Source organism: Burkholderia sp. Bp8986 (assembly GCF_003854225.1).
Classification (GTDB): Bacteria; Pseudomonadota; Gammaproteobacteria; order Burkholderiales; family Burkholderiaceae; genus Burkholderia.
Genome location: NZ_QTQM01000032.1, coordinates 68,149 through 87,695 on the forward strand (window position 1 = coordinate 68,149; position 19,547 = coordinate 87,695).

General features: G+C 69.1%; 15 protein-coding genes and 3 pseudogenes. 8 read left to right on the forward strand and 10 right to left on the reverse strand.

The annotated features are described in order from the left end of the window. Positions 1 to 4 precede the first annotated feature (4 nt). Complete coding sequence (locus tag DID99_RS25280; protein ID WP_044843918.1) at positions 5 to 1,492, forward strand: aldehyde dehydrogenase; 1,488 nt, start codon at positions 5 to 7, stop codon at positions 1,490 to 1,492. A 15-nt stretch (positions 1,493 to 1,507) separates the two neighbouring features. Here the strand turns inward: DID99_RS25280 and DID99_RS25285 are convergent, their stop codons facing one another. Further along, positions 1,508 to 1,750 carry an antitoxin gene (locus DID99_RS25285; protein WP_124667720.1) on the reverse strand — a complete coding sequence of 81 codons (243 nt, stop codon included), beginning with the start codon at positions 1,748 to 1,750 and terminating at the stop codon, positions 1,508 to 1,510. A gap of 262 nt (positions 1,751 to 2,012) precedes the next feature. On the opposite strand from DID99_RS25285, the gene DID99_RS25290 reads away from it, so the two are divergent. Then, positions 2,013 to 2,702: an alpha/beta hydrolase gene (locus tag DID99_RS25290; protein WP_124667714.1), complete on the forward strand. Its 690-nt coding sequence runs from the start codon at positions 2,013 to 2,015 to the stop codon at positions 2,700 to 2,702. A 33-nt stretch (positions 2,703 to 2,735) separates the two neighbouring features. On the opposite strand, the gene DID99_RS25295 is transcribed toward DID99_RS25290, so the two are convergent. Both DID99_RS25295 and aspA read right to left on the reverse strand, forming a co-directional pair. Next, a complete protein-coding gene (locus DID99_RS25295) occupies positions 2,736 to 4,235 on the reverse strand; it encodes an amino acid permease (protein ID WP_044843915.1) in 1,500 nt (499 codons plus the stop codon). Between the two features lie 101 nt (positions 4,236 to 4,336). Continuing rightward, complete coding sequence (aspA, locus tag DID99_RS25300) at positions 4,337 to 5,743, reverse strand: aspartate ammonia-lyase (RefSeq protein WP_124488871.1); 1,407 nt, start codon at positions 5,741 to 5,743, stop codon at positions 4,337 to 4,339. A 156-nt stretch (positions 5,744 to 5,899) separates the two neighbouring features. Between aspA and DID99_RS25305 the strand changes: the two genes are divergently transcribed. Next, complete coding sequence (locus tag DID99_RS25305) at positions 5,900 to 6,874, forward strand: LysR family transcriptional regulator (protein ID WP_044843913.1); 975 nt, start codon at positions 5,900 to 5,902, stop codon at positions 6,872 to 6,874. A gap of 75 nt (positions 6,875 to 6,949) precedes the next feature. Here DID99_RS25305 and DID99_RS25310 read toward each other — a convergent pair whose 3' ends face one another. The 4 genes and pseudogenes from DID99_RS25310 to DID99_RS25325 form a co-directional block, all read right to left on the reverse strand. Continuing rightward, positions 6,950 to 8,014, reverse strand: coding sequence for an asparaginase (locus DID99_RS25310; protein WP_124667715.1), 1,065 nt, complete (start codon positions 8,012 to 8,014; stop codon positions 6,950 to 6,952). A 154-nt stretch (positions 8,015 to 8,168) separates the two neighbouring features. Continuing rightward, positions 8,169 to 9,200, reverse strand: coding sequence for a DUF2891 domain-containing protein (locus tag DID99_RS25315; protein WP_124667716.1), 1,032 nt, complete (start codon positions 9,198 to 9,200; stop codon positions 8,169 to 8,171). 10 nt (positions 9,201 to 9,210) lie between these two features. Next, positions 9,211 to 9,420, reverse strand: a pseudogene (locus DID99_RS25320) (5-oxoproline transporter, DUF979 family subunit); the annotation flags it as partial. Further along, a pseudogene (locus DID99_RS25325) lies at positions 9,411 to 9,521 on the reverse strand (5-oxoproline transporter, DUF969 family subunit); the annotation flags it as partial. The pseudogenes DID99_RS25320 and DID99_RS25325, both read right to left, overlap by 10 nt. A 378-nt stretch (positions 9,522 to 9,899) precedes the next feature. Here DID99_RS25325 and DID99_RS25330 point away from each other — a divergent pair. From DID99_RS25330 to DID99_RS25340, 3 genes are all read left to right on the forward strand, one after another. Next, on the forward strand, positions 9,900 to 10,124 hold the full coding sequence (locus tag DID99_RS25330; protein ID WP_039357299.1) for a hypothetical protein: 225 nt from the start codon (positions 9,900 to 9,902) through the stop codon (positions 10,122 to 10,124). 382 nt (positions 10,125 to 10,506) lie between these two features. Beyond that, entirely contained in the window at positions 10,507 to 11,511 is a 1,005-nt protein-coding gene (locus tag DID99_RS25335) for a chemotaxis response regulator protein-glutamate methylesterase (RefSeq protein WP_044843909.1), read from the forward strand. A 55-nt stretch (positions 11,512 to 11,566) separates the two neighbouring features. Then, complete coding sequence (locus DID99_RS25340; RefSeq protein ID WP_124488875.1) at positions 11,567 to 12,658, forward strand: diguanylate cyclase domain-containing protein; 1,092 nt, start codon at positions 11,567 to 11,569, stop codon at positions 12,656 to 12,658. A gap of 4 nt (positions 12,659 to 12,662) precedes the next feature. On the opposite strand, the gene DID99_RS25345 is transcribed toward DID99_RS25340, so the two are convergent. Together DID99_RS25345 and DID99_RS25350 are read right to left on the reverse strand one after the other, a co-directional pair. Further along, positions 12,663 to 14,912, reverse strand: coding sequence for a bifunctional diguanylate cyclase/phosphodiesterase (locus tag DID99_RS25345; RefSeq protein ID WP_124522980.1), 2,250 nt, complete (start codon positions 14,910 to 14,912; stop codon positions 12,663 to 12,665). A 265-nt stretch (positions 14,913 to 15,177) separates the two neighbouring features. Next, a complete protein-coding gene (locus tag DID99_RS25350) occupies positions 15,178 to 16,200 on the reverse strand; it encodes a LysR family transcriptional regulator (protein WP_260434444.1) in 1,023 nt (340 codons plus the stop codon). Positions 16,201 to 16,327: 127 nt separating this feature from the next. Between DID99_RS25350 and DID99_RS25355 the strand changes: the two genes are divergently transcribed. Beyond that, a complete protein-coding gene (locus DID99_RS25355) occupies positions 16,328 to 18,190 on the forward strand; it encodes a sulfatase-like hydrolase/transferase (RefSeq protein WP_124667718.1) in 1,863 nt (620 codons plus the stop codon). A 54-nt stretch (positions 18,191 to 18,244) separates the two neighbouring features. On the opposite strand, the gene DID99_RS25360 is transcribed toward DID99_RS25355, so the two are convergent. Beyond that, entirely contained in the window at positions 18,245 to 19,138 is an 894-nt protein-coding gene (locus DID99_RS25360) for a LysR substrate-binding domain-containing protein (RefSeq protein WP_124488879.1), read from the reverse strand. A 300-nt stretch (positions 19,139 to 19,438) separates the two neighbouring features. Here DID99_RS25360 and DID99_RS25365 point away from each other — a divergent pair. Then, positions 19,439 to 19,547 (forward strand): annotated as a pseudogene (locus DID99_RS25365) (hydrolase); the annotation flags it as partial.

Consider the following 19,547-nt stretch of genomic DNA (forward strand, 5'->3'; position numbering starts at 1 on the left):
TCCCATGCAGACGCACGACGCCTGGCGCAGCCGCGCCGGCCAGCTCGACATCGCTTCCCGCGCGTTCGTGGACGGCACGTTCCGCGACGCGCACGACGGCGCCACCTTCACATGCACGAGCCCGATCGACGGCCGCGTGCTCGCGCAGGTCGCGCATTGCCGCGCGGCCGACGCCGACCTCGCGGTCGCCGCCGCGCGGCGCGCGTTCGAAAGTGGCATCTGGCGCGACGCATCGCCGCGCGAACGCAAGCGCGTGCTGCTGCGCTGGGCCGCGTTGATCCGCGAGCACGCGAACGATCTCGCGCTGCTCGAAACGCTCGACACCGGCAAGCCGATCGGCGATACGACCACGATCGACATCCCGTCCACCGCGTATTGCGCCGAGTGGTTCGCCGAGGCGATCGACAAGACCGGCGGCGAGGTCGCGCCGGCCGACGCGCATCTCGTCGGGCTCGTCACGCGCGAGCCGATCGGCGTGGTCGCGGCTGTCGTGCCGTGGAATTTCCCCGCGATGATCGCGATGTGGAAATGCGCGCCCGCGCTCGCGGCCGGCAACAGCGTCGTGCTCAAGCCGTCCGAGAAGTCACCGCTGAGCGCGCTGCGGCTCGCCGCGCTGGCCGTGCAGGCCGGGCTGCCGGCCGGCGTGCTGAACGTGCTGCCGGGGTTCGGCGATGCAGGCGAAGCGCTCGCGCGGCATCCGGACGTCGACTGCATCGCGTTTACCGGCTCGACCGCGGTCGGCCATAAAGTCGCGCGCTGCGCGGCCGATTCGAACCTGAAGCGCGTATGGCTCGAACTCGGCGGCAAGTCGCCACAGATCGTGCTGCCCGATTGCCCCGATCTCGAACGCGCGGCGCGCACCGTCGCGCATGCGGTGTTCTACAACACCGGGCAGATGTGCACGGCGGGTTCGCGCCTGCTCGTCCATCGCGCGATCCGCGACGAACTGGTCGCGCGCGTGCTCGCGATCGCGCCCGAGTATGCGCCCGGCGATCCGCTGTCGCCCGACACGCGGATGGGCAGCCTGATCGACGCCGCCCAGGTCGAGCGCGTGCTCGGCTACGTCGATGCCGGCCGCGACGAGGCGACGCTGCTCGCGGGCGGCCGGCGCGCGCGCGCCGCGAGCGGCGGCCAGTACGTCGAGCCGACCGTGTTCGACTGTCCGCGGGCCGATGCGCGGATCGTGCGCGAGGAGATTTTCGGGCCGGTGCTGGCGGTGACGGCGTTCGACGATCTCGATACGGCCGTCGCGCTCGCGAACGACACGCGTTATGGGCTCGCGGCGTCGGTGTGGACCGCGAACCTGACGACCGCGCACGAAACCGCGCGGCGGCTGCGGGCCGGCACGGTGTGGGTGAACGGCTACGAGGAAACCGACGACATGAACTTCCCGTTCGGCGGCTTCAAGGAATCGGGCAACGGGCGCGACAACTCATTGCACGCGCTGGAGAAGTACACGGAGTTGAAGTCGACGGTGATCCGGTTGCGGTGATATCCAGCAGAAACTTCATTCGAACACGTCCGGCCCGGAGCGTTCATGAGCGGCGGGCGCGCTTGTCGAAGCCTCCTCGAAATCGGCATCAACCGGGCCGATCAGTGGCATCAACCACGCCCAGCCTTGCGGCACGGGCTCGAGGATGACAGACGCGCCGTGCCGCCGAATCCGGACCTCCGTGGTATCGAAGCGGAAATCCTTCGGCAAGCAAACAGCCTGCGATCCATCATGCTCGAAAATCCTGGCGGTCTCCATCTCGGCACTCCATGCATCGACAAAGCGTGGATATTTTGCCAACTGTGGGTCGCGGCGGCGAGTCGTGCGGTCGACATATTGGTGATGAACGGTCGCCTTTCGGGAAATTTGCTCGCGACGGAACACGCGTAGCCGTACCCAATATCGGACATTCCGGCTCCACATTCATTCCCATCAGGAAACAATCAATCACCATCCGGCGATTCATCTCCCCGCCCGCACGTTCTAGACTGTCGGATCACTTCCCCACCGGACCCACGCAATGACCGATGTCCTGCCGCTGACCACCGACCCCGAATCCGGCCTCCACTACCGGCTGCGCCCGGCCGCCGGCCGCCCCGCGGGCCGCCTGTTGCTGCTGCACGGCGTCGGCGGCAACGAAACCAACCTGCTGAACCTGGCCGGCACGATCGATCCGCGCGTCGAAATCGCGTTCGTGCGCGGGCCGCTGACGTTCGGCCCCGGCCAGCACGCGTGGTTTCCGGTGCGCTTCGGCCCGAACGGCCCGGAAATCGATGCGGCCCGCGCGGAGGCGAGCCGTGTGCAGTTGATCGCGCTGCTGCGCGCGTTGTGCGCACGGGACACCGGGAACGAACCCGCCGCCTTGCCGACCGTGATCGCCGGCTTCAGCCAGGGCGGCATCATGAGCGCGAGCGTCGGTCTCACCTCGCCGGCCGACGTCGCCGCGTTCGCGGTGCTGTGCGGGCGCATCCTGCCGGAGATCGATCCGCTGATCGCGTCGCGCGATGCATTGAGCCCGCTGCACGCGCTGGTGATGCACGGCCGCTTCGACGACAAGCTGCCGGTCGCGTGGGCGAACACGGCCGACGCGAAACTGACCGCGCTCGGCGTCGCGCACGACACGCAGCTCTATGACGCCGGCCACGAGCTGACCGCGCAGATGGCCGGCGACTTCAGCCGCTGGGTCGGCGCACGCGCCGGGTTGAATTGATCGCACCGGGCGGTCGCCCGCCCGGGCCTGCCGTCAGACGTTGCTCGCCGGATCGGCAACGATCGGCACGCCAGCCTCGGCAGCAGCCTCTCGCGCGGCACCGCGCTTGGCCAGCTTCCAGCCGACCACCAGCGCGAGCACGACCACCGGAATCATCGCGACGGTCCACGTGCCGCCCGGGTAATCGAACGCCATCAGCACCAGCACGCTGACCAGGAACCCGAGCGTGAGCCACGACGTGAACGGCGCGCCGGGCATCCGGAACGACACGGGGCTCAGCTCGCCGCGATTGACAGCACGGCGGAACAGGATCTGGCACATCACGATGAAGCCCCAGGTCGTGATGATCCCGAGCGACGCCATGTTCAGCACGATCTCGAACGCCTGCGCCGGCACGATGTAATTCAGCGGCACGCCGATCGCATTGACCGCGACCGTGACCAGGATCCCGCCGTACGGCACGCCGCGCGCGTTCATCCGCGACACGAAGCGCGGCGCCGAGCCGCCCATCGCGAGCGAACGCAGCACGCGCCCGGTCGAATAGAGGCCGGAGTTCAGGCTCGACAGCGCGGCGGTCAGCACCACGACGTTCATCACCGTGCCGACGTACGGCACGCCGAGCTTGCTGAAGAACGTGACGAACGGGCTTTCGTGCGCGCTGTACGCGGTCCACGGCAGCAGCATCGTCAGCAGCACGACGGAGCCGACGTAGAACAGCGCGATGCGCCACATCACGCTGTTGATCGCCTTCGGCAGCACCTTGCGCGCATCGGCGGTCTCGCCCGCCGCGACGCCGACGAGCTCGATGCTCGCATACGCGAACACGACGCCCTGCACGATCAGCACCGCCGGCAGGATCCCGTGCGGAAAGATCCCGCCGTGATCCGCGATCAGGTGCAGCCCCGGCATCTGCCCGGCAACCGGATGGCCGCTCGCGAGAAACACGGCGCCGACCGCGAGGAACAGCGCGAGCGTCCCCACCTTGACGATCGAGAACCAGAACTCCATCTCGCCGAACACCTTTACGCCGATCATGTTCATCACCGACACGATCCCCAGCGCGCCGAGCGCGAACACCCACTGCGGCACGTCGGTGAACACGGCCCAGTACTTCATGTAGATCGCCACCGCGGTGATGTCGACGATGCCGGTGGTCGCCCAGTTCAGGTAGTACATCCAGCCCGCGACGAACGACGCGCGCTCGCCCATGAACTCCCGTGCGTACGACACGAACGAGCCGCTCGTCGGCCGGTGCATCACGAGCTCGCCGAGTGCGCGCATGATCAGGAAGGCGAATGCGCCGCACACGAGATACACGACGGCCAGCGCGGGACCCGCGCTCTGCAGGCGGCCGCCTGCGCCGAGAAAGAGGCCGGTGCCGATCGCACCGCCCATCGCGATCATCTGCACGTGTCGGGGCTTCAGGTGCTGCGCATAGCCGGCCTCGTGCGACGCGAACATCGCATCGCGATCGGCGTGACGGGGGTCCGCGCCGCCGGCCGGGTCGGCCGCGCGCTCGCTGGCGTGCTTCATGGTGTGTCTCCGTTTCTTGATGTGTCGCGCCCGTCGACGGGCGCTCGGGAACGGCCGCGCGCGGGCCGCCGGCGGCAGGCGCCGGCGCCGCGCGGCCGGAATCAGTACGCGCGCGGACGGATCAGCGCTTCGGGCTGCAGCGCCTCGTCCAGTTGCGCGGCGGTCATCAGCTGGCGATCGAGCACGACTTCGCGGATCGACTTGCCGCTCGCGTGCGCCTCGGCGGCCACGGCGGTCGCGCGCTTGTAGCCGATGTACGGGTTCAGCGCGGTCGCGAGCGCGACCGACCGCTCCATCGTTTCGCGCAAGCGCTCGGGGTTCGCGGTGATTCCGCTCACGCAGCGGTCCGCGAGCGTCGTGCAGGCGGCCGTCAGATGGCCGAAGCTGCGGAACAGCGCGCTCGCGATCACCGGCTCGAACGCGTTGAGCTGAAGCTGGCCGGCCTCGGCGGCGAAGGTCACAGTCAGGTCGTTGCCGAACACTTCGAACGCAACCTGGTTCACGACTTCCGGAATCACCGGGTTCACCTTGCCCGGCATGATCGACGAGCCGGCCTGCACCGGCGGCAGGTTGATTTCGCCGAAGCCGGCACGCGGGCCGCTCGACAGCAGCCGCAGGTCGTTGCAGATCTTCGACAGCTTGACCGCGATCCGCTTCAGCACGCCGGAGACCTGCACGAACGCGCCGCAGTCCTGCGTCGCCTCGATCAGGTTCGGCGCGGTGCTCAGGTCCAGGCCGGTGATCCGGCGCAGCGCGGCCAGCGCCTTCTCCGCGTACTGCGGATGCGCGGTGATGCCGGTGCCGATCGCGGTCGCGCCGAGATTGATCTCGCGCATCAGCAAGCCGGCTTCCTGCAGGCGCGCGATGTCTTCCGTCACCATCACCGCGTAGGTCGAGAACTCCTGGCCGAGCGTCATCGGCACGGCGTCCTGCAACTGCGTGCGGCCGAGCTTCAACAGATCCGAGAACGCGTCGGCCTTCTCCGCGAACGCATCGCGCAGGCGCGCCATCGCGTCGAGCAGATGCTCGACCGCGAAGCAGGTCGCGATCCGGATCGCGGTCGGGTAGACGTCGTTCGTGCTCTGCGCGAGGTTGACGTGCTCGTTGGGATGCAGGTATTCGTACTGCCCGCGTGCGTGCCCCATGATCTCGAGCGCGCGGTTGCAGATCACCTCGTTGGCGTTCATGTTGGTCGACGTGCCGGCCCCGCCCTGGATGATGTCGACCACGAACTGGTCGTGCAGGCGGCCTTCGCGGATCTCGACACAGGCGGCGGCGATCGCGTCGCGATACGCGTGCGGCAGCAGCCCGAGCTCGCAGTTCGCGTCGGCCGCGGCTTCCTTCACCGCCGCGAGCGCCATGACGAGATACGGCAGCGACGCGATCGTGCGCCCCGAAATGTCGAAGTTCTCCTTCGCGCGCAGCGTATGGACGCCGTAGTACGCCGAATCCGGAATGCTTCGTTTCCCTAAGAGATCCGCTTCGACGCGGAAGCCGTTTTCCGTCATGGGTGCCCCTCCTGAAATGTCTCGTGCCGCCGCGGCAACGCGGCTGCGTTCACCGCTTCCCCGTGCGACGGGATCGCATTCTATGCCTTTGCATAAAGAAGCTCGCCTCTGTATTATCGAAAGCGGTTTTGCGTGGGACGCAACAGCGAGAGACGAATGAAAACAATGGCAAGAGACACCGGCATCGATCACCTCGGCGCGATGCGCGCGTTCGTACGGGTCGTCGAAATGGGGAGTTTTTCCGCGGTCGCGAAGGAGATGCACGTATCGACGTCCACCGTCGCGCGCAAGATCACGGCGATCGAGGACGCGCTCGGCGTCGCGCTGCTGCATCGCTCGACGCACAGCGTGACGCTGACCGAGGCCGGCCACATCTACCTGGAACGCGCGGTCACGCTGATCGCCGATCTCGACGACACGCTGCGCGTCGTCGCCGAGCTCAATTCGCAGCCGAGCGGCCCGCTGAAGCTCACCGCGCCGGTCGGGTTCGGCCGCCGCCACCTCGCGCCGCTGATCGCGCCGTTTCTCGCACGCTACCCGACGATCCAGCTCGACGTGCGGCTCACCGACAACCACAACGACCTCGTCGCCGGCGGCTTCGACCTCGACATTCACGAGGGCGAGAACTACCTGGACAACCTGGTCGTCCACCGGTTGTCGCGCAACGACAGCATCCTGTGCGCGACGCCCGGCTATCTCGACCGCTGCGGGCGCCCCGCGACGCCGGACGACCTGCGGCATCACAACTGCCTGCGCTACGTACACCCGGAAGGCGATCCGCGCTGGGAGCTCGTGCGCGGCGACGCGCGGCACAGCGTGCTGCCGGCCGGCAACCTCGTCACCGATCATTCGGAACTGCTGCTGGATGCGACCTGCGCGGGGCTCGGCATCGCCGAATTCGAGATCTGGCTGGTGCGCGACCTGCTCGCGAGCGGTCGGCTCGAAGCCGTGCTGCCGCGCTACCGGCTGCAGAACAAGCTGACGGGCGACTACATCTACATCGCGTATCTGTCGAACCGGCGCAGCTCGGCGAAGCTGCGCGTGCTGAAGGACTTCCTCATGGAGCATCTCGCGCACATCGGCGAGCTGTCGGAAGTCGAGCTGGCGAAGATTCGCGACGCGGGCGCGTAGCGGCTGCCGTCGCGCCGGCCGGCAACGCGGCGCCGCTGCGCACCGCGGCCCTCGGCATCGGTGCGCCGACGCCCGTCAGGCCGGCTGCAATTCGAACGGGAACGTCGCGTGCCCGATCTCGACACCCTGCGTGTTCAGCATCCGCGGCCGGTGGAACGCGGCGAGCCGCGCGCGCTGCGCGTCCGTGCCGATCTGCAGACGCTCGAGCAGTTCGCTGACCATCATGTACAGCACGTCGATGTTGCCGTCCTCGATCTTCACCGAGAGGCCGAGCGCGCCGTCGGCGCCGAGCGCCCGCGTGCGCGCCGATGCGCGTACGCCGATCCCGTAGCACGCATCCGCACCGAGCTTGCCGACGACCTGCCCGTCGAACGCATCCATCAGCACCGTGCAGTAGCGCCCTTCCCCGGCGACCAGCTCCGGATGAGCCGTCATCGCATGATGAATGCGCGCCAGCGCACGCACGCGACCGGTCGCCGCGGCGCCGCCGGCTGCCACCGTATCCACGCCGTCGGCCAGCGATGCGTAAAGACGCGCGAGTCGATCGAGCGGGAACGCCGGCGTCGGCAGGTTGCAGCCGTCGATCGCCCAGTCGACCTCGTCGTCGCGCAGGCCGCACGCGTTGGCGACCACCTGCTTCACGCGCACCTGCATCGGATGCTCCGGCAGATGGTAGTCGGCGATCGCGGCGCCGATCGCCCGCGCGCCGGCCAGCATCCCGACATGCTTGCCCGAACAGTTGCTGCAGACGCCGGTCGGCGTGTAGTCGCGCTTGATCCACGACCGGTACACCGCGTCCGACAGCGGCGCATGCCCGCCGCACCGCAGATCCGACTCCTGCGCGTCGACCTTCTCCAGCATCGCCCGCGTGCGCGCGATGTGCCGCTCCTCGCTGCTGTGCGACGCGCACATCAACGCGATGTCCGCGTCGTCGAAACCGAACCGCTCGGGCGCGCCCGTCTCGATCACGGACAGCGCCTGGGCCGGCTTCGCCGCCGAGCGCGCGAGCGTCATCCGGTACGGATCGCCGAGCCGGAACAGCAGCTTGCCGCCGGCATCCACCACCGCCACGTCGGCGACGTGTTTGTTCTCGATCGCCTTGCCGCGGTACGTCACGACCGCTGCGCGTTGGGTGTCCATCTGTCTTGTCTCCTTCGTCGGGGCCTGAATGCCGGGGCCCGTGCAACCGGTACGGCAGTGTATCGAGTCTGCCGCGGGGGCGAGCCGGTCGGCCGGTGGAAAGTGGTATTGCGCCGGATGCAAAGCCATCGGCCCCCACGAAAACCTGACAGATTCAGTACACGGAGCCTTCGATCGCCAGCAGCGCGAACGTCGCGAGCCAGTGCTCGCCCATGTAATCGCCGGCCACGTGCGCGAGCGCGCTCGCGAGATGCCGGTCGGCCGCATCGAGCAGCCTCGCGCGCCGTGCATCGTCTGCCGGCAGCGCGCCGGCCAGCGCGCGCTGGCACCACGCGCGGCTCAGGTTCAAGCCGTCCAGATGCGCGATCTTGCCGTCGCTGCGGTCGCTGACCGTCGCCGGCACGAACAGCGTCGCCGGCTCGCCGCGCGCGAGATCCGGCAGGAAACGCGCGAACCAGCCGTCGAATTCGGCCGCCGGCAGCACGCGCCGCATCAGCTCCGCCTCCATCAGCGCGGGCGACAGGAACTCGTCGCCCGACGGCTCCCACGCCTGGCACGCGACATCGTTCAGGTGCCAGCGTCTCGCGGTATCGACGATCAGCGCCGCGAGCCCGTCGCGCTGCGTCGCGCGCGCGAAGTCGAGTGCGAGCGCCAGTGCGAACGCGGTGTTGAAGTGCGTGCCGACCCGTAGCGGATAGGTCGCCTTCGGCAGGAAGGTCTCGAAGCGCGCGACGAACAGGTCGGCGAGCGGCGCGATCGTCTTCGCCCAGCGGGCGGCCTGCGGCACCACGCCCTTCAGCGCGAGCCGCTCCAGCTGCGCGGACAGCGCCAGCAGCCACGCCCATCCGTACGGCCGCTCGAAGCCGCTGTTGTGCGGCAGCGCGAGGTACGCGCGTTCGCCGACGACGTTCGCGTCGGTGAAATGCGCGTCGACGACGGCGATGATCCGCTCGGCTTCCGCCAGCGCCGGATAGCGTTCGAGCACGCGCAGCACGAGCCAGTAGCCGTGCACGCACGAATGCCAGTCGTAGCTGCCGTAGAAGATCGGGTGCAATGCGCGCGGCCCCTGCACGTCGTGCGGGCCTTCGAGCGAATGGGTGAGCCTGTTCGGATATTCGCGGGTCAGGTGCGCGAGCGCGAGCGACGCGAATTTCGAGGCGAGTTCGGGGGTCAGTCGGTCGGTCATGGGCATCTCGTCAGAAGCGGAATACGAACGCGTACATCAGCAGCGTGTTGACGGCCAGCAGCAGCACGGCGGTCGGCCACTGCGCCTCGATCACGCCGTTCTTGTCCTTCAGTTCGAGCCGCGCGGCCGGCACGATGTTGAAGTTCGCGGCCATCGGCGTCATCAGCGTACCGCAGAAGCCGCTCAGCATCCCGATCGCGCCGAGGATCGCATCCCGCCCGCCATCCCCGTCGCGAGGCCCGCGATCGTCGCCACCAGCAGCGCGTTGAAGCGCAGCGCGAAACCGATCACGACGATCGGCACGCCAATCAGCACCAGCATTGCTCCTCCTTGTGTTGGATGCGCGGCGCCGTGACGACGTGCTGTCCGCCCGGTTTCGACCGGGTTCAGGCCGCAAAATCCAACACCGGATTTTATCGATAAAAAGTCGACAATTTAAGGCTTCGGCCAAACGTTGAAACCGGTACTACCGTGCGCCGGCCTTGTGCCTGCCGTATGTCAGCCGTGTGCCAGCGGTGTGTCAGCGGTGTTTCGACCGTGTGCGGCCCGAGCGGTCGGCAGCGGGCGGCAACGGCGGCGCGCGCGGCATGCACGCTTGCGCCGCGCGAACCGCGGGCGGCCCGCGCGCCCGCCGCGCATGGCGGAGCGCCGGTGCGCCGACTAAACTGGAAGGCATCGGCAACGTTCGGGAGAGCCGCCATGATTGACGTATTCCAGACCATCGGCAGCCGCGCGTTCTCCGCTCATCTGGCGAAGGACGGGATGGTGACGCTGATGGAACAACGCCACGAAGTCGACCGCGTGACGCTCGCGACCGCCTATGCCGCGCTCGTCGAGGAATCGGAGCAGGAGGCCGACCTGCTCGACGCAACCGTCGAAGGGATGATGCGCGCGCTGATCCAGGGGTACGCGCGCAGCCATTGATCGACTGAACGCGCCCCGGGCGCGGTGCGCCGGCCTGCGCGGCCGGCTCGCCGATGCCCGCGCATGCGCCCGCCCGTTTCCCGCCGAAACGAACGCGCCGGCAACGGGTTTCCGCACTGCCGCATCGTCCCGCAGATCGCCGTCCGCCTTCGCGGGCGGCAAAAAATGTCGCCCCGGAATAGAGAAAAGGGTCTGAAACGACGCAATGCGCAATTTTTTCGATTGCCGCCGCTCGCGCCGCATGACAGCATGCGGACGTCGCCAATCGAAAAGAATTCCGTGCCGCGCGCCCGCCGATGCCGTTCGGCGGCGCCGAACCGGCACTGCCTTTCATGAACCCGGCCCATACCCAACACTACGAACCGACCGGAGCATCCCGCTTGTGAATATCGGCATCGTCAACGACCTCCCGCTTGCCGTCGAGGCGATGCGCCGCGCGCTCGCGCGCCGGCCCGAGCATCGCGTGCTGTGGGTCGCGACCGACGGCGCGCAAGCCGTCGAACTGTGCGCCGCGCAACCGCCCGACGTCGTGCTGATGGACCTGGTCATGCCGAAGTGCGACGGGATCGAGGCGACGCGGCGGATCATGCGTTCCGCCCGCCCGTGCGCGATCCTGATCGTGACGAGCTGCATCGGCGCGAACGCATGGCGCGTGTTCGAAGCGATGGGTGCCGGCGCGCTCGACGCGGTCGATACGCCTCGCCTCGGCGAAGACGCGGCCGGCGACACCGCGCGGCTGCTGCTCGCCAAGATCGACCAGATCGGCCGCCTGCTCGACGCGCCCGGCGGTGTCCGCGCGGCCGGCACGGCCTCGCGCACGGGCGGCGGCCCGCTGATCGCGATCGGCGCGTCCGCCGGCGGCCCCGGCGCGCTCGCGTCGATCCTCGGCAGCCTGCCGGCCGACTTCAGCGCGCCGATCGTGATCGTCCAGCACGTCGATCGCGCGTTCGCCGAAGGCATGGCGCAATGGCTCGACGGCCAGACGCCGCTGACCGTGCGCGTCGCGCACGAAGGCGACCGCCCGCAGCCGGGCGTCGCGCTGCTCGCGGCGACCGACGATCACCTGCGCATCACGCGCACCGGCACGCTCGAATACACGCGCGAACCGGCCGCCACGCCGTACCGGCCGTCGGTCGACGTGTTCTTCAACAGCCTGACCGAGCACTGGCCGGGCCGCGTGATCGGCGTGCTGCTGACCGGCATGGGACGCGACGGCGCGATCGGCCTGAAGGCCCTGCGGATGAAGGGCTATCACACGATCGCGCAGGACGAGGCGACCAGCGCCGTCTACGGCATGCCGAAGGCGGCCGCGACGCTCGGCGCGGCCCGCGCGATCCTGCCGCTCGAGCGCATCGCGGGCGAGCTGGCGGCACTCGCGCGAATCTGAACCCAATGAAACCCTGTCCCACCCGTCGCAGCCATGGCGCGACCCTGCATCAATCATGACCAGCGACCTCACCCGCCCGCCCGGCAGCCTGCAGGCGGCGTTCGACGCCTTGCACGTGCCGCCCACGCCGCACGCCGACACCCCCGCGATGGTCCTGCTCGTCGACGACCAGACGATCGTCGCGGAAGCCATTCGGCGCGCGCTCGTCGACGAGGACGGCATCGACTTCCACTACTGCCCGCGCTCGGACGACGCGCTGGCGACCGCGATCGAGACGCGGCCGACCGTGATCCTGCAGGATCTCGTGATGCCCGGCATCGACGGGCTGAGCCTCGTGAAGGCATACCGCGCGAATCCGGCGACGCGTGACGTGCCGATCATCGTGCTGTCGACGCAGGAAGAGCCGGTGATCAAGAGCGCCGCGTTCGCGGCCGGCGCGAACGACTATCTCGTGAAACTGCCCGACCGCATCGAGCTGGTCGCGCGGATCCGCTATCACTCGCGCTCGTACATGAACCTGCTGCAGCGCGACGAGGCCTACCGCGCGCTGCGGCAATCGCAGCAGCAACTGCTCGAGGCCAATCTCGAACTGCGGCGCCTCACGCACTCGGACGGCTTGACCGGGCTGTCGAACCGCCGCTATCTCGACGAATACCTGGCCGCCGAATGGCGGCGCGGCACGCGCGAGCGCAGCGAACTGTCGCTGCTGATGATCGACGTCGACAACTTCAAGCTGTACAACGACACGTACGGCCACGTGTCGGGCGACAGCGTGCTCAAGCAGGTCGCGACGACCATCGAACGCTGTCTCGGGCAATCCGGCGATCTCGCCGCGCGTTTCGGCGGCGAGGAGTTCGCGGTCGTGATGCCGGCCACGTCGCCGGGCGCCGCGCGGCTGCTCGGCGAGAAGATCCGCCTCGCGGTCGAGTCGCTGCGGCTCGAGCATGTGCACGCGTCGACGGGCCGCTACGTGACGATCAGCATCGGCGGCGCGAGCATCGTGCCGGCCCCCGGCCTGCCGACCACCGCTCTGATCGAGGCGGCCGATCGCGCGCTGTATCGCGCGAAGCACGACGGCAAGAATCGCGTCGAGATCGACGCGCCGCCGGCGCCCCCGGTTCCGCCGGCCGGCGGCGGTTTCGCCTGAACGCCTACACGGTGACGAGCCGGCGCGCGTAATCGGTCGGATCGAGCGGCCGGCCGAACAGGTAGCCCTGCTGCATGTCGCAGCCGATCTGCTGCAGGAACCACGACTGCGCCTGGGTCTCGACGCCTTCGGCTGTGACCTTCATCCCGAGGGAATGCGCCATCGCGACGACGGCCTGCGTGATCGCGACCGAGTCGCGATGATCGGGCACGCCCGATACGAACGAACGGTCGACCTTCAGGTTGTGCAGCGGGAAACGCTTCAGGTAGGCGAGCGACGAGTAGCCGGTGCCGAAATCGTCGACCGAGATCCGCACGTTCATGTCCGTGAGCGCTTCGAGCATCGGCAGCACGGTGTCCGTGTCGTTCATCAGCAGTCCTTCGGTAATCTCCAGTTCGAGCGCCCCCGGATCGAGCTGCGTCTGCGCGAGGCAGTGGTAGACCGACTCGACGAGCCCCTCGTGGAACTGCCGCGGCGACAGGTTGACCGCGAGCGTCAGGTCGGGCGCGATCGTGCGGCGCCATTCGGCGGCCTGCCGGCAGGCCGTTTCGAGCACCCACTGGCCGATCGCGACGATCAGCCCGGTATCTTCCGCGACCGGAATGAATTCCGCCGGCGACATCGGCCCGAGTTCGGGGCTCGTCCAGCGCAGCAACGCTTCGGCGCCGACCGTGCGGCCGCTGCGCGCGTCGACGACCGGCTGGTACGCGAGCCGCAGCATGTCCGACGAGAACGCGCGCCGCAGCGACTGCTCGATCGCGAAGCGGCGCTGCAGGCGCTGGTTCAGCTGCGCGGTGAAGAACGTGAAGTGGTTGCGGCCGCGCTGCTTCGCGTCGTACATCGCGGAGTCGGCGTTGCGCATCAGCGTGACCGAATCGTCGCCGTCGCGCGGCGCGACGCTGATGCCGATCGACACGCCGAGCCAGTATTCGTTGTTCGCGATCTCGAACGGCTGCGCGATCGTGTCGATCACCTCGCGCGCGAGCACGGCCAGCTCGTCGGGATCGTCGCAGTGGTCGACGAGGATCACGAACTCGTCGCCGCCGACGCGCGTGAGCGCGTGGCGCCCGCCCGCGCAGGCCGCGAGGCGCGCCGCGACGCTGCGCAAGAGCGCGTCGCCGGCCTCGTGGCCGGCCGTGTCGTTGACCTTCTTGAAGCCGACGAGATCGAGGAACAGGATCGCGACATGCGCAGGCCCGGCCGCCGCCTCGCGCGCGCCGAACAGCTCGCGCATCCGTTCGGAGAGCCAGCGCCGGTTGTAGAGGCCCGTCAGCGCGTCGCGCGTCGCCAGGTAGCGCAGTTGCTGCTGCGCTTCGCGCACGGGGCCGATATCGTGAAACGACACGAGCACCGATTCGGGCTGCGTCTCGCCCGGTTTCACGATCGGCACCGCGTTGCCGCGCACCCAGATGACGTCGCCGTCGGCGAGCCCGAAGCCGACCGAGTAGTCGAGCTGCGGCATGGCCGTGGTGAACGCGAGCCGGCTCGGCCAGTCGTCGGGGGCGAGCGGTGTGCCGTCCTCGCGCAGCTTGTACAGGATCACCGTCGACAGCCGGCGGCCGACGAGGTCGCCCTTCGCACGCATCATCCGGTTCGCGCTCGGATTGCTCGCGATCACCATGCCGTCGCGCGACACCACGAGAATCCCTTCGTTCAGGCTGTTGACGACCAGGCGGTGATGTTCCTCGCTGCGCGCGAGCTGCCGCGCGATCCAGTCCTGGTGCACCGCGAGGCCGACGCTGTTGCCGATATCGCGCAGCAGGTCGGTTTCGGTGTCGGTGGGCCGCCGCGGCGTACGGTGATAGACGGCGAATGCGCCGAGCACGGTGCCCGTATCGTCCAGGAACGGCACCGACCAGCACGCGCGCAGGCCGTGCGGCAACGCGAACGAACGGTAGGCGGCCCACAGCGGATCGGTTTCGATGTCTTCGACGGCGATCATCCGGCGCTCGTACATCGCCGTGCCGCACGAGCCCGCGGCGGGCCCGATCGATGCGCCGTCGATCGCCGCGCTGTACTGCACGGGCAGCGACGGCGCGGCACCGACGTGCACGTGCACGCCGTCCGCGTCGAGCAGCAGGATCGTGCACGACGCGCCGTCGCCGAGCAGCGCCTCGGCGCGCCGGCAGACCTCGACGAGCAGTTCCGGCAGTGGTGTATTGCGTGTGATCAGCCTCAGCACGCTTTGCTCGGATGCGAGCACTTCCGCTGCGAGGCCGAGACTGTAGCGAGAACTTTGCGGTTCGGTATTCAAGATGAATCCTGCCGTCAGTTCGACCGGGTCTGATGCGCCCGATTCGTAGCGATTCTTCGTGCCGTTTTTTCATCGCTCCGGGTTTACGAGAGCCCGGTGCGTCCCCAAGAGCGCGCGTCGCGACGCGTACCAAAATACATTTAACACCAATCCGCGCGGCCCCGCGCATCCGCGTGCATCAGGGCTTACGCGCGGTCGCGCCCCGCATGCGCGGCGACGCGCGTGGCGGCGCCCGATTCATCAGACGGGTGGCGCGCGCGGCGCCTCACGCGTGCCCGCCCGGCGGCTCGCGCGTGACCGCCTTCAGCGCGTCGATCGCGGCCGCCACCGACGTGCCCGCCGGCGCCGCGAACAGCGCGCCGACCGTGTCGGGCATCGTCGACAGCTTCAGCGGCAAGCGGCCGACACGCTCGCCGGCGGCCGCCGCCATGCCGAACGCGCGGGCCGACTGCACGAACAGGCACGGCGTCTGTTCGGCGACCGCGCGGTTGGTCTGCCATGACACCGATTCCATCATCACGACCGGCGGCGCGAGGCCCGCCTTCGCGAACTCGGCATCGAGCGCCGTGCGCGCCGGCGAGCCGAGCGGCGGCGCGATCCACGGAAACGCCGCCGCGTCGCGCCAGCCGACTCGCGGGCGCCGCAGCAGCGGATGGCGCGGCCCGCACACGACGATCATGTCGTCGCGATAGAGCGGCGCGATGTCGAGCCCTGCGCGCAGCGCCGACACGTCGAGCCGGCACACCAGCAGGTCGAGTTCGTGGCGCTGCGCCTGCGCGAGCATCCGGTCGAGCGTGTCCTCGCGAACGTTGAGCTGCACCGCGCGCCCCGCGTCGCGCAGCCAGGCGAGCACGCCCGGAATCAGTTGCGGCGCCATGTTCGGCAGCAGGCCGATCGACACCGGGCGGCCGGCGCCGGTGCGCAACGCGTCGAACGCGGGCGCGACGCCGCGCAAGTCGGTCAGCACGCGGCCGATGCATTCGAGCAGCGCATCGCCGTACGCGGTCGGCGCGACGCGGCGCGACGTGCGCTCGAACAGCAGCAGGCCGAGCGACGCCTCGAGTTCGCGCAGCCACTTCGACAGCGCCGGCTGCGTGATCGACGCGGCCTCGGCCGTGCGCGCGAAGCTGCGCGTGCGGGCGAGCGCGTCGAGCGTCTCGAGGTCGCGCAGCCGCAGCCGGCGCAGCGCCTGCGCGATGCGCGGGTCGTGGGCCGGCGCGCCGGGCGGCGCGAGCGGGTCCGGCGCAAGGCGGCCGCCCGGGCCGCGGGTCGCGAAAGTCACTGACATCTCCGTCATTCATGTTCCGGGGGTTATCGATCGATCGCGATCTTTCATCGATCGATACGCGATCGTGCCGCATAGTCGTCGGCATGAAAACCCCCGGCGCGCGCCGGCACGAACAGGAGACGACGACGTGAAAGACGATCAGGACCCCACCGCCGGCGCACCCGCGGCCCGGCGCCAGTTCCTCAAGCTCGCCGGCGCGGCGGTCGCGGCGGCCGGTTTCGGCGCGGACGCTCGCACGGCCAACGCGGTGCCGGCCGCCCCGGCAGCCGCGGCAGCCGCGGCAAGCGGCGACGCCGGGCCCGCGCCCGCGTTTCACGGCGCGGCGACGGCACCCGCCGCGCCGCCCGCCGGCTACAACATCCTGTTCATCCTGACCGACCAGGAGCGCCACTTCGACCGCTGGCCGTTTCCCGCGCCGGGCCGCGAAGCGCTGCGCCGCGACGGCATCACGTTCACGCGCCACCAGATTGCCGCGTGCGTGTGCTCGCCGTCGCGCTCCACCGTCTACACCGGACAGCACATCCAGCACACCGGCGTGCTCGACAACGCGGGCATGCCCTGGCAGAAGGACATGTCGCCGGACGTGCGCACCGTCGGCCACATGCTGCGCGACGCCGGCTACTACGCCGCGTATCTCGGCAAGTGGCACCTGAGCGCGACGATGCACGAAACCACGAGCCCGTACACCGCGCCGGTGGCCGACTACAACCGCACGATCCGCGCGTACGGCTTCGACGACTACTTCGGCGTCGGCGATCTGATCGGGATGGTGCGCGGCGGCTATCAATACGATGGCATCACGACCGAGGCCGCGGTGAGCTGGATGCGCAACCATGCGCCGCGGCTCGAGAAGGAAGGCAAGCCGTGGTTCCTCGCGGTGAACCTCGTCAATCCGCACGACGTGATGTTCGTGAACACCGACACGAACGGCTCGGCCGTGCAGGACGCGAACCATCCGATGCTCGGCAACGCGCCACCGCCCGACGACGCGCTGTATCGCACGTCGTGGCGCGACGTGCCGCTCGCGGCGTCGCGCCGGCAGCCGTACGACGCGCCCGGACGACCGGCCGCGCACGGGATATTCAATGCCGCGCATGCGAACCTCGTCGGCCGCTATCCGTTCACCGACGAACGCCTGCGCATTTACCAGGATAACTACTTCAATTGCATCCGCGACTGCGACACGCACGTCGTGCGCCTGCTGCAGTCGTTGCAGTCGCTCGGCCTCGACGAGCGCACGATCGTCGTGATGACGGCCGACCACGGCGATCACGTCGGCGCCCACCAGCTCGTCGGCAAGGGCGCGACCGCGTATCAGCCGCAGAACCACGTGCCGCTCGTGATCCGCCATCCCGCGTATCCGGGCGGCACGCAGTGCGATGCGCTGACGTCGCACATCGATATCGCGCCGACGCTGCTCGGGCTGACCGGCATCGACACCGCGCGCTCCGCGTCGATCCGCGGCGACGCGCTCAAGGGCCACGACCTCACGCGCTGGCTCGCGAAGCCGGCCGACGCGAAGCTGCACGCGGCACGCGACGCCACGCTGTTCAACTACGCGATGCTGCTCTACTACGACAGCGAATGGATGCTCAAGGAGCTGACCGCGCTGCGGCAAAAAAGCGTGCCCGAAGACGCGCTGCTGCGTCGCGCGCTCGCGCAGCAGCCCGACTTCCGGCTGCGCGGCACGATCCGCAGCGTGTACGACGGCCGTTATCGGTTCACGCGCTATTTCTCGCCGCTCGAGTTCAACCGGCCGACGACGCTGGAGGACCTGTTCGCGCGCAACGACGTCGAGCTGTTCGACGTCACGAACGATCCGGCCGAAATGCACAATCTCGCGCGGGACCGCAAGCAGCAAGGCGAGCTGCTGCTCGCGATGAACGGCCGGCTGAACGACCTGATCGCGAGCGAAGTCGGCGACGACAGCCCCGATGTGATGCCGATCCGCGACGGAAAGGTGCAGGTGCAGATCCGCAAGCATCACTGACGGCGCGGAAGGCGTGATCGAAAGGCGCCGTCCGATGACGGCGCCCCACCGCCGTCAGTCCTTGCGGATGTGTTCGGCGAGGAAGTCGATCAGCAGCCGCACGCGCGGCAGGAGCCCGCGCCGGGACGGGAACACCGCGTGAATCACGCCGCCCTTCGGCGCCCACCCCGGCAGCACGTCGATCAGCGTGCCGTCGCGCAGGTCGTCCTCGATGACCATGCACGGCAACTGGACGATGCCGACGCCATGAATCGCCGCGTCGCGCAACGCGTGCATGTCGTCGGAGATGTAGCGCGGATGATGGCGCAGCTGCGCCTGCTCGCCGTTCGGCCCGACCAGCTGCCACACGTGCTGCCGCGGCGGCCCCCAGTCGAGGCTCGGCTCGCCGGCCAGCTCGGCCGGGTCGGCCGGCACCGTGCGTCCGGCCAGCCACTGCGGCGCGGCCACCAGCCGCTGCGGGCTGTCGCCGAGAATCCGCATCACGAGGTCGCTGTCCTCCAGCGGTGGGAAACGCACGCGCAGCGCCAGGTCGAAGCCTTCGCTCAGCAGGTCGACCCGGCGGTTCGTCGCCTCGAGATGCACGTGTACCGCCGGATGGATCGCCATGAAGCGCGCGACGAGCTCGCTCACGCGATATTCGAGCAGCGCGGTCGGGCAGCTCAAGCGGACGATCCCGCGCGGCTCCGCGTGCCGGCGCTCGATCACCTCGCGCGCCGCGTCGGCCTCGACCAGCACCGCGAGGCAGCGTTCGTAGAATTCGCGGCCGGTTTCCGTGACCGTGAAATGACGCGTCGTCCGCTGCAGCAGCCGCACGTCGTAGTGCGCTTCCAGCGCGGCGATGCGCCGGCTCAGCGTCGACTTCGGGACATCCAGCGCCCGCCCCGCCTGCGTGAAGCCGCCGTGCTCGACCACCTTCACGAAATAGTAGAGGTCGTTCAGGTCATCCATGATTGTTCCACCCATAGAACACTGACGGCATTCTACGGGACTGGAAACCCGGTTGTTGCGCGCATAGCATCGTTCTTCGATGGGGGATCGATTGCGCGAACGCGACCGAGACTTTCCCCGACGGGTGCCTCGCGCGCCGAATCGATTGACTAAGCTTGGAGCATTCGCCCGCCGCGCGCACCGCATCGGACGTGTGCGACAGCACGGGCGCCCCGCCGCGACGACGATCCCGACGCCGCGGCCGCCCACCCTGGATCCTCGGGATTTCTCTCACTTCCTGTCCTGTTTCTGGAGGCAACCATGGCAAGCGAACCGATTCGCGATCCCGCGAGCGACCACCTGCTCACCCCGCAGAACGCGGCGTTCATCGTCATCGACTACCAGCCGGTCCAGGTGAACTCGATTGCAT